Annotated in this window: 7 protein-coding genes; 5 read left to right on the top strand and 2 right to left on the bottom strand. The window is 64.9% G+C overall.

The genetic code is table 11. From position 1 onward, the window contains the following. The 4 genes from MKK69_RS26200 to MKK69_RS26185 form a co-directional block, all read left to right on the top strand. Positions 1-423 (top strand): DUF5681 domain-containing protein (locus tag MKK69_RS26200; RefSeq protein WP_243972816.1); only part of this gene is annotated, 423 nt, incomplete at its 5' end. Further along, entirely contained in the window at positions 411-749 is a 339-nt protein-coding gene (locus MKK69_RS26195) for a hypothetical protein (RefSeq protein WP_243972814.1), read from the top strand. The genes MKK69_RS26200 and MKK69_RS26195, both read left to right, overlap by 13 nt. Further along, positions 746-1,276 carry a hypothetical protein gene (locus tag MKK69_RS26190; RefSeq protein ID WP_243972813.1) on the top strand — a complete coding sequence of 177 codons (531 nt, stop codon included), beginning with the start codon at positions 746-748 and terminating at the stop codon, positions 1,274-1,276. Before MKK69_RS26195 ends, MKK69_RS26190 begins: the two co-directional genes overlap by 4 nt. Further along, positions 1,254-1,490, top strand: a complete 237-nt coding sequence (locus tag MKK69_RS26185) for a hypothetical protein (RefSeq protein WP_243972810.1) — start codon at positions 1,254-1,256, stop codon at positions 1,488-1,490. Before MKK69_RS26190 ends, MKK69_RS26185 begins: the two co-directional genes overlap by 23 nt. A gap of 141 nt (positions 1,491-1,631) precedes the next feature. Here the strand turns inward: MKK69_RS26185 and MKK69_RS26180 are convergent, their stop codons facing one another. Further along, positions 1,632-2,756, bottom strand: a complete 1,125-nt coding sequence (locus tag MKK69_RS26180) for a branched-chain amino acid ABC transporter substrate-binding protein (protein WP_243972808.1) — start codon at positions 2,754-2,756, stop codon at positions 1,632-1,634. A gap of 738 nt (positions 2,757-3,494) precedes the next feature. Here MKK69_RS26180 and MKK69_RS26175 point away from each other — a divergent pair. After that, entirely contained in the window at positions 3,495-3,785 is a 291-nt protein-coding gene (locus MKK69_RS26175; RefSeq protein ID WP_243972806.1) for a GNAT family N-acetyltransferase, read from the top strand. 546 nt (positions 3,786-4,331) lie between these two features. Here MKK69_RS26175 and MKK69_RS26170 read toward each other — a convergent pair. Continuing rightward, complete coding sequence (locus MKK69_RS26170) at positions 4,332-4,715, bottom strand: hypothetical protein (protein WP_243972804.1); 384 nt, start codon at positions 4,713-4,715, stop codon at positions 4,332-4,334. Positions 4,716-5,261 lie beyond the last annotated feature (546 nt).

The raw sequence follows: 5,261 nt of genomic DNA, 5'->3' as shown, positions 1-5,261 counted from the left end.
CAGAGCGGCAACCCCGGCGGTCGTCCGAAGGGTGCCCGCAACCGGTCGACCGAGGCCCTGGAGACGATCCTCGACGGCGAGAGCGAGGCCCTGACCCGCAAGGCGATCGAGATGGCTCTGGAGGGCGACACGGTCGCGCTGAGGATGTGCCTTGATAGGTTGATGCCCGTCCGGAAGGATCGGACCATCACCTTCACCCTGCCGGAGATCGAGACCGCGGCCGACCTGACCAAGGCGACCCGCGCACTGATGCAGGGGGTAGCAGACGGCGAGATCACGCCGAGCGAAGCCGCGGAGCTGTCCAAGCTGGTCGACGCTCATGTGAAAGCCGTCGAGGTCCGGGACGTCGCCACCCGGCTTGCCGCACTGGAGCAAGCCGCAGAGCAGGCATCGACGGGAGGGAAGCGGCAATGGCGGGGTTGATCGATCGGATAGCGCGGCTGGAGGCGGCGGCTGTCCCGCCCTCGACCGGCAAGCATCTCACGTTCCAGGTTGAAGCCTCGCAGGGGACCCCAACCGGCGACATCGTCACCTTCCTGCGAGAGCGCGGCCACGCCATCCACCCCGAGGACCAGGTCTTCGTGATGAACCTCGGCGCCCATCTGGCGGCTGATGGGGATCCGATCCGGGATCTGTCCCATGCCCTGCTCACGGAAGAGGATCGCGCAGCGGCTCCGGCGGCTGGGCGGTGGCCGAAGGGCAGCGAGTGGTTCACTTTCACACTCGATAGCCCGCGGCTGCACGCATGAGCCCGTGCCTCGCCGAGCGGGTCGCCCGCCTTGAACAGCGGCGGGCCACGGCGCGGAGCGACGGTTACGCCATGCCGCCCGGGCTCTATGAGCATTTGCTGTGCGACGCGGTCCAGCGCTTCATCGACTACCCGAACAGCGAGGCCGACACCCTGAACGACGGGCTCGCCCGCCTCTTGGGCTACAACGACCTCGCCGAGGCCGATGCTACCACCGCGACGGCCCCCGAAGCCATCCAAGATCAGATGGCGACGCTCTGGCCCCGCCTGGTCGAGCGGTATGCGCCTCCCGGATCCTGCGGGGAAACGGCCTACGACCACCTGTTGTCCCGGACCTGGGCCGGCATCCTCGGCGGGGCGCCCCCGTTCAAGGACTATCAGCACAAGACCTCGGACGCCTTCTATGGCCCGAACCAGCTGATCCGGTTCGACTACTCGCCCGCCTGTGTGCGGGCCGCGTTCGCGTTCTACGGGACCACGGTCGAAGAAGTGGAGGCAGACCGCGATGAGTTCCCGCGATCTCGCTAGACGCCTCGCCCGGCTTGAGGCTGCCTGCAGGACGACGCCCGTCCGGTTGACCCCTGAGCAGACTGCCGATGCCGCCCGCCGGTATGAGGCGACGCTGCACCAGCCGGGTGAGCCTGATCCCCGTGCCGTGGCGTACTGGGCGACCGCGGCCCTGCCCGAACTCGCCGAGGACTACGCCGCCATGTGCCGCGGCGCCCCTGCCCCGTGGGAATGATCCCATACTGATGCTCTCGCGATCAGGCAGCGCCGGGCAAGGCGATAGTCAAAATGGTGATCTGTGCCTCGCTAGCCCAGAACCTTCCACGGAGAAGTATAGACGCGACACGTCACTGAGTACTGATGCGAGGTTCGAGGTTCACTGCGTCAGCTCGTGGTCGGTGTAGTCGATTTTGCCGTCCGGCCTCTTCTTCCACTCGTACATGATGTAGGCAGGCTGCGTGATGTCACCCTTCTTATCGTAGCTGATCTTGCCCACGACAGTGTCCACCGGCTTGCCCTGGTGCAGCCACTCGGCGAGCTTCTTGCCGTCGCTGGAGCCAGTCTCGGCTATAGCCTTTGCCAGCACCTGCACGGCCGCATAGGAGTAGAGGGTGTAGCCCTCGGGATCGATGCCCTTGGCCTTGAACGCAGCTACCGCAGCCTTGGCGTTCGGGTTCTTGCGGGCGTCCGGCGGGAAGGTGGTCAGCGTGCCCTCGGCAGCCGGCCCAGCGATGGCGACGAGTTCCTTGTCGACCATGCCGTCGCCGCCCATCATCGGCGCTTTCAGGCCCTGGTCGCGCATCTGGCGCAGGATCAGCCCAGCCTCGGTGTAGTAGCCGCCGTAATAGACGATATCGATGTCGGCCGACTTCAACTTGGAGACGAGCGCGGAATAATCCTTCTCGCCCGGGTTGATACCCTCGTACATCACGTCCCTGCCGGCCTTGGCCTTGAGCGCCTTCAGGGTCTCGTCGGCCAGGCCCTTGCCGTAGGGGGTCTTGTCGTGGACGAAGGCGATCTTTTTGCCCTTGAAGTGATCGGCCAGATATGCGCCGGCCACCGCGCCCTGCTGGTCGTCGCGGCCGCAGGTGCGGAACGTGTTCCACATGCCGCGCTCGGTGAACTTCACGTTCGTGGAGGACGGTGTGACCTGGATGATGCCGGCGTCGAGATAGACGTCGGAGGCCGGGATCGAGACGCCGGAGCTGTTGTCGCCGACGACCATCTTAACGCCGTCGCTGGCGAACTTGTTGGCCACCGACACGCCCTGCTTCGGATCGGAAGCATCGTCGCCCACTGAAACAGAGAAGGTTGTGCCCTTGATCGTGCCACCCTTGCTGATGTCCTCGGCAGCTTGGCTCGCACCGTTCTTGAACTGTGCACCGATGGCCGCATTGGGCCCAGTGATCGGCGCGGCGATACCAAGTTTGACCTCGGCCGCCTGCGCGGCACCGGCTGTCAGCAGGCCGAGGATGAAGGCGGTCGGGATCGATACTCTCATGACGTTCTCGCAATCCATCGCCCAGAGGCAAAGGCTTGCGCCACTGCAAGATTTCGGCCGACGCCCACGGGGTGGTTTGAGCCCGCTGGGCAGCTCCTCGACCGCGTCCGGCCGGGCGCCGCCCCGGAGGCGCCCCCCAAGCCGACTGGCGGCTGAGCGGCGACAAGTTAGTGCAGCCCAGCAGCGGATCGTGGCGGGCGTAGGTAGAAACTCACTGCCGGCCGAGGCGCAGCCCTAGTTGACCCGAGAAGTAGCGGGCCTGTTCGCGCCAAATGGTAGCCGCTGTGCTGGCACTTCTGCTTTTGCCTTCGTAGCGTTTCCCCCCTGTATTCGCCATAAACGATCCAGATCGATTTTGATTGTCAATGCACGGTGAGGGCGATCGTCTCGCCCCACACCTCAACACGGATTACCATCGGCATGCTCCTGACTTAGCTGCCCCCTTATAAAAACCTGCTCCTTGAGTACCCCTTGAAGGCGTTCGCTCCCTGGTTGCTCAGCACTCGCCACCGTCCCGTCGTCACGACCACGCGCTACATCGCATCCGTCGCTCCGGCTCGAATGCCGAACGGCACAGGGCCGAACCACGTCCTCACGGGATCCGGCCCGCATCAGCAGCCCTACCTCGAATTCAACCATTGGGCTTCCCAAGTGACCCTTGGGGGGCCGCACCGATGCATCGTAGCCTCGGATCCGAAGGCCCTCGTGCATGACGTGTCCCTTGATCGAGGCCGAGCGATGCCTGAAGGCGGCATCACAGATACGATGCGCGACAACCCCGAGCAGAGCCGGTTCGAACTGCATGTCGGCGACCAGATTGCGTTCGCAAGCTACAGTCGCGAGCCCGGCCAGATCGTCATCACCTACATCTATGCGCCACCGGTCCTGCGCGGCATGGGGGCGGCTGATCGGCTCATGGAAAGCGTAGCGGCCCACGTCCGGTCACGGGGCGAGCGGATCGTTCCTCTGTGCGATTACGCTCGGGCTTGGCTGCACGGGCATAGCGCGCATCGCGGTCTGCTTGCTTGAGTAGCGCCTGAGCCAAGTTCCCGCTCGGCCACCCCGGCTTCGGCAGGGTGTCAGAATAAAGCTTGGCACATCTGGCAGCGTTGGTGCTGCGGAAAGGGGAGCCAAAGAGGCCCTCTATGGATCACGCCGCCTACCCAGACGAGAGCGCCCTCGCTATCACAGACCGAATCTGGCGCGCGGAGATGCAACGCACGTTCGGCCCCGGAGCGGTTCTACTCCACGGCTTTAATTCCACGGCTTTAATGCGGAGCGCCAAGGCGAACCCGGCACGCACTACGCTAAGCCTTCGAGGCCCGCAGCGCGTCGGTGGCATCTTGGCGGAACAACCGGCGTCCGATCGTTTGACCAGCGGAACGGAGCGCAGATGCGGCAGGCGGACTGAGGTTTCCCACCCGGATCGCTCCTTAGAATCCGCCATAGCTGGCCCGCCGCTTGCTTGGCGTCACCTAGTCCTCCCAGACCGACCTTCAGCCCCGCCGGCACCGCCGCGCGGGGCATTTTCTTTGACGATGGCCGCAGGCGGACGGAGGCTGAAACGCCAGTGCATCAACGAGCTAATCTCGCGGGGAGTACCGTCAAAGTCCCGCTGGACGGATTGGATGCCGCGAAAGAGGCTACGAAGCCAGCCAAGGCGCGGACATCGTCCGGCTGGTGCGGATCGCGGGCGACTGCCTCTGCGTCACGCTCAAGCCGGAGATTGCATGCCTTCGAAGGCAGACCGACATCCGGCGTGCAGGCGTCGTGTCGGGCGCATGCCGCATCGAGAGCGTCGATTGGCGGCAGCGGAGCATTGTTGCCCGGGCCGCAGTAGTTGCCGTGGATGAGTAGTTTCGGCCCGCCATTGGCGGCCGGCTGTGCCAAGGACGGAGCAGCCCAGCAGGCGATGAGGAAGACGGGGGCGGCGAGGCTGACGACGATGCGAGTCAACATGATAGAGACCCTCCAGCACCTCCGCCGCATAGTCCCATCGGCGCTGCAGGTGCGAGATGTGGTTAATCACCAGACGTCATTTCGCGGTGTGCTCCAGAGCACTACCCCTATTCAAATGACGCCCCACCCGCGTCGCTGACATCAGATCCGTTCACCAACCTCATCCTCGATCCCATGCAAGACGACGGGCGGCAGATGGCGAAGGCGGACGGGAGCAGTTGAACCAATGGGATGCGCCAACGCTTCCTCTCGGTCTGATGCGCACCTCCTGCGCTGAGGCCCGGAGAAACTCCATGCGCATCTTAGCACTCGCGTCGCTCGCTGCAGCCGGCCTAGCCATTCTCTCTCTGCCGGCAGCTGCTGTGCCCGCCGGACCTGTCACCGGCATTTCGGCGACGTCCAGCATGGTTGCCCCAGTGCGGATGATGCGGCGCCATCGTATGCGGCGGCCCTCGATGACCTGGGTCCAGAGGCGAGGGTCGCGGCGCTGAGACACTGCATCATTCGCAGTTGCTGCAACGAAGCCCCGCCGGCCTAACCGCGCGG

This window comes from Methylobacterium sp. J-026 (assembly GCF_022829585.1).
Classification (GTDB): domain Bacteria; phylum Pseudomonadota; class Alphaproteobacteria; order Rhizobiales; family Beijerinckiaceae; genus Methylobacterium.
This window is presented reverse-complemented; position numbering and strand designations above follow the sequence as displayed.